Source organism: Treponema sp., assembly GCF_045657965.1.
GTDB lineage: Bacteria > Spirochaetota > Spirochaetia > Treponematales > Treponemataceae > Treponema_D.
In genome coordinates, this window is sequence record NZ_JAZOUG010000065.1 from 1 (window position 1) to 4,279 (window position 4,279).

General features: G+C 34.8%; 4 protein-coding genes and 1 pseudogene. 3 read left to right on the forward strand and 2 right to left on the reverse strand.

Features of this window, described 5'->3' with window-relative positions; genetic code table 11:
- Both ACKI5B_RS02365 and ACKI5B_RS02370 read right to left on the reverse strand, forming a co-directional pair.
- The coding region (locus tag ACKI5B_RS02365) for a peptidoglycan DD-metalloendopeptidase family protein (protein ID WP_407425449.1) at nucleotides 1-807 on the reverse strand (807 nt) is incomplete at its 3' end.
- 10 nt (nucleotides 808-817) lie between these two features.
- The gene (locus ACKI5B_RS02370; RefSeq protein ID WP_407425451.1) at nucleotides 818-1,906 is read right to left on the reverse strand and encodes a hypothetical protein; all 1,089 of its coding nucleotides are present in this window, start codon (nucleotides 1,904-1,906) and stop codon (nucleotides 818-820) included.
- A 240-nt stretch (nucleotides 1,907-2,146) separates the two neighbouring features.
- On the opposite strand from ACKI5B_RS02370, the gene ACKI5B_RS02375 reads away from it, so the two are divergent.
- From ACKI5B_RS02375 to ACKI5B_RS02385, 3 genes and pseudogenes are all read left to right on the forward strand, one after another.
- Nucleotides 2,147-2,797 (forward strand): PTS sugar transporter subunit IIA, encoded by a 651-nt coding sequence (locus ACKI5B_RS02375; RefSeq protein WP_407425453.1) that lies wholly within the window; start codon nucleotides 2,147-2,149, stop codon nucleotides 2,795-2,797.
- A 2-nt stretch (nucleotides 2,798-2,799) separates the two neighbouring features.
- Nucleotides 2,800-4,020 carry an LIC_12708 family protein gene (locus tag ACKI5B_RS02380; RefSeq protein WP_407425455.1) on the forward strand — a complete coding sequence of 407 codons (1,221 nt, stop codon included), beginning with the start codon at nucleotides 2,800-2,802 and terminating at the stop codon, nucleotides 4,018-4,020.
- Nucleotides 4,021-4,028: 8 nt separating this feature from the next.
- Nucleotides 4,029-4,279, forward strand: a pseudogene (locus tag ACKI5B_RS02385) (hypothetical protein); the annotation flags it as partial.

Genomic DNA, 4,279 nt, shown 5'->3' on the forward strand with positions numbered 1-4,279 from the left:
TGCCAGAACAACATTTATAAAGTTTTTGCCTTTAGTGATTGTTATTTCACCTAAAAACTGACGTTCATTGTCAGGGTATACTACGCTTATGTCGTAATTTTTTTTGCCGTTTACACATATTTTTCCGTTTTTTTCTGAAAGAACATCATAAGTCAGTGATTCTGCTACTACACCGTTTATAAAAATTGTTGTTTTGTATGGCATGGCAACATTCTGTTTTTCACGGTAAATCTGATAAACGCCTGAAGGCATTGTTTTTACAGTTCCCAAATCATAAATCTGACCTTTTTTGCTTACAGCTGTTACATTTTTGATTGTGAGCGGAAGTTCTTTGCCAATTCGGGGCATAAGAATTCTTGGATTTACATAAGTTTTGTTTTTTGTATCAATAACCTGAAATTCAAGACAGGCTTCTCCTTCCTGCCAGCCGGAAGTCCCTGTTGTGCCAAAAAATGTGCCGGCTGTGACATCTTTCATTTTGTAAGCTGATTCAAGATTGTCAGAATCTAAATTTGCATAAACAGTCAAAAGTGAATCGTTATGAGAGAGAAGAAGAGCGTTGCCAAGTGTGCTTTCAAAAAGTTCATCTTCATCATGTTCCGTTATAACTGCAAGAATTCGACCGTCAGAAGCTGCCTTTACTTCCCGGCTTTCTGAAAAAACTAATGCTGAACTTATTGTGCCTCCGCGAAGCTGTCCGAAATAAGAAAAGAAAGAATCTGACATTATTTCATTCTGCGGCCAGTCAAAAGCAAAAATGAATGAAAGTGAAATTAATGCAAGTGTAAAAAAAATCAGCTTTTTCATGATTTGTTCCTTATTTATGAATAATATCGATTTTTGAGATTCTTCCGTCTCTGCCGACAAACAGAGAATTTCCTTTTGTGGCAATAAATGCATTGTCAGCATCGAATGAAAATGAACCTGTCAGAACATCGAATGATTCAATGGTAGAAATTGTGTAAATATTTTCGTTTTTGCTCAGCACGATTATTTCATTTCCTGATTCAGTTTCCTGAATTGAAAGAATTCTGCCTTTTAAAGGAATCTCAGTATTTTTAAAAGTCCTGCAGTTTACAATTCCGATTCCGCTGGCACTGTTGTAAAAGACTTTTTTTTCGTCTCTGCTGAATTTTATTAAAACCTGCCGGTTAACTTCGTTTTCCATTGTTTTGAAAAATATGATGGAGGTGTGTGAACCGTAACTTTCATCCGTTTTTTTTGAAATTACAAATCTCTGGCTGTCCTGACCGGAAAGGGTTGCAATGTATTTTGAGCTGTCTGAAACAGCTATTCCCAGAATGACCTCATAGTTACTTCCGCCCGGATTGTACTGCTGTGAAATATTTCCTTCGCTGTCAAAAACAATTACAGAGCCGTTTGCAAATCCTGCGGCTGTTCCTGTTGCTGATGATGAAAAAGCTGTAATTGGTGTGAAACCTTCGTATTTCCATGCAGCAGAACCATCATCGTTAAGTTTTGCAAAACTGTTTCCGCCTGGAAGAAAAATAAATTTTCTGTTTTCTGCAAAATATGGAAATCCTTTTTCTGTGATTTTTGCAATTTCATTGTTTGAAGCGTCATTGATTATAATTTCATCTGAAGAAGTTCCGTAGAGGGAATATGAATTTTCTGAAATACTCGCTTTGTATGGAAAAGTAATGTAATTAAGAATTTTTCCATCGGTGTTGAACCAGCCTAAATTCTGACCCATTTTGAACGGAACTATATTTGAAAAATCTTCCTGAGAAAGGGGATTGCTGTCATCTTTAATATATGATTCCAAATCAATTGTCCATACAGGAAGAAACTGAATTTCCTGAGATAATGATTTAGATGCGGTAATTAAATAAAAAACAGCTAAAGATATAAAAACAGGGATTATGATTTTTAATTTTTTGTTCATATTGAACATTATAGAAAATATTTAATTGTTGATAAAGGCTTTTGAATAAATCTGCTGACTGTATCCCCTGTAATCTTAAAAATTTAAAAAAATTAAATAAAAAATCCTGTAAAAAGGTCGGAAAAATGAAAATTATGGTTAGAAAATGCCAAAAAATCGATAAAAATTGTATGACTTGACATAATACCGCAAAGTTTGCAAAATAAAGTATAAAAATTCAATAAATTATGAGGTGCTATCGTGGGAGACGATATTCTTACAATCGAAGAAGTTGCTAAATATCTTAGGGTTTCAGAACGTACTGTTTATGACTGGGCTCAAAAAGGAGAAATCCCTGCCGGCAAAATCGGAACTGTCTGGCGTTTTAAAAAAACTGAAATCGAAAAGTGGGTTAATGAACGTCTTTCATCATCTCAGAAACCATCGGAGAGTAAACAAGTGGTTACGGCAAAAAATATTCTTTCACCTGACAGAATTGTCTTTATTGATCATTCCACAAAACATGATGCAATTGTAGAGCTTGCTCAGAATCTTGCAACAGCTCCCCAAATTAAAAACGAAAAAGAGCTTATCGAAGAAATTTTAAAGCGTGAGGAACTTATGTCTACAGCTATTGGCCGTGGAATTGCAATTCCTCATGTCAGACTTTCTTCAGTTACAGACCTTGTTATGAGTGTAGGTATCTGTAAAAATGACCTGCTTGATTTTCAGACAATCGATGATACTCCTGTACGCCTGCTGATTATGATTGCAGCTGCTTACAATCAGCATTCTTATTATCTGCAGACTTTGAGTTTCTTCAGTTCAAAACTTAAAAATAAAGATGTCCGTGATTCTCTGCTTAACTGCAAAGATCCAATGGAAGCTTACAAAATTCTTACATCAGAGTAATTATGAAAATTAAATTCAAGATTTTTGTCCTTACTGTTTGTGCTGTTTGTTTTCTCTCTTCATGCGTAAAATCGAATCAGCTTAATTCTGTAAACGAAAATAAACTTTTTACACTTGATTACGGAAATTTTGAAAACGAACTGAATCTTTTTGATCTTGCAAAGAAAGGAAATATCCGCACCTATATGACTATGCGGGACGGCTTTTTCTATATAGCAAACGGTGAGTCTAAAAAAATCCTTGAATTTAATTCATATGGTGATTTATTGAGCCTTTACTACAATGATGAAGTCTTAAAAGATGTTGCTTTTGCCGGTAAAAACTCAACAAATTCTACAAAAAAAGCAGTTTCTTATCCGTTTAATACTTTAGGTCCTATTGCGATTGATTCCAGAAAATATATTTATGCAATTGATACTTTACCTGTTGAACGGCAGGAACGTGATATTTCAAACAGACTTCTGCTTTCTTCTGTTGTGCTGCGTTTTGATTCAAGCGGTAAATTTATTGATTATATTGGACAGGAAGGTCCCGGCGGTACACCGTTTCCATTTGTAAAAAATGTTTATACAACTCGCGAAAATGAGCTGGTAGTTATCTGTACTTCAAATGACGGTCTTACAGCATACTGGTTTAACACAAATGGATTTCTTTTGTATACAGTTCCTGTTTCAAAAGAAAATGTTCCGAAAATCCAGCGCGATGAGTCTTCAGATGTGCCATACTATGTTTCTATAACGAATATTGTTCCGGATTGTTCAGAGCATAAACTTTATGTAAATGTTGATTATTACGCTGCTTCTCTTGATTCGCAGCTTAAGGTTCAGTCTGGAATAGATTATTATACAACTCTTTTGTGTCCGCTTAATGTAGAAACAGGTTTTTATGATGAGCCTCTGGAAATTCCAAGCTATGAATATGCACTCACTGAAAATCTTACAAAAGAAATTTATAATCTTCCCTATGACTTTCTTGGCGTAACTGAAAACGGCTGGTTTTTCTTTATTGTTCCTAATGAAGAAGGTTTTATCGTACAGATGGTTCAGCCTGACGGGCAGAGAATTGTAAAGCGCTCACTTTCTGTGGACCATTCAAAAATTCTGTATTACACTCTTTCTTTGAGCGGAAAGGGTATTATTTCGGCTCTTTTTGTTAAAAATGAAAATGCAGAAACTGTCTGGTGGCGTACAGATTCACTTCTGGCTTCTTTTGTAAATCAATAGGAATAATTATGGATTTTTCAAAATTTGAAGAAACCAGAACTGATGAAGAGCAGAAAAATTCAGATGAAAATCTTGTATTTCATTACAACCGTAAAGAACGGCTGGCTCATGCTCCAAAAATCGTACAGGATTATTATTCAGGTGAATTTAAACCCTACAAAGGCGGTCTTTTTAAATCTCTTGTAAACACCAAGGCAAACCGGCTTCTTTTTGTCACAATAGTTTTTGCTTTTGGAATTATTTTATTTGTTAATTATTT

Bases quoted from the DNA above. Each gene is read 5' to 3' on its own strand.
- ACKI5B_RS02370 (WP_407425451.1), bottom strand. From the start codon at position 1,906: ATGAACAAAAAATTAAAAATCATAATCCCTGTTTTTATATCTTTAGCT.
- ACKI5B_RS02380 (WP_407425455.1), top strand. From the start codon at position 2,800: ATGAAAATTAAATTCAAGATTTTTGTCCTTACTGTTTGTGCTGTTTGT.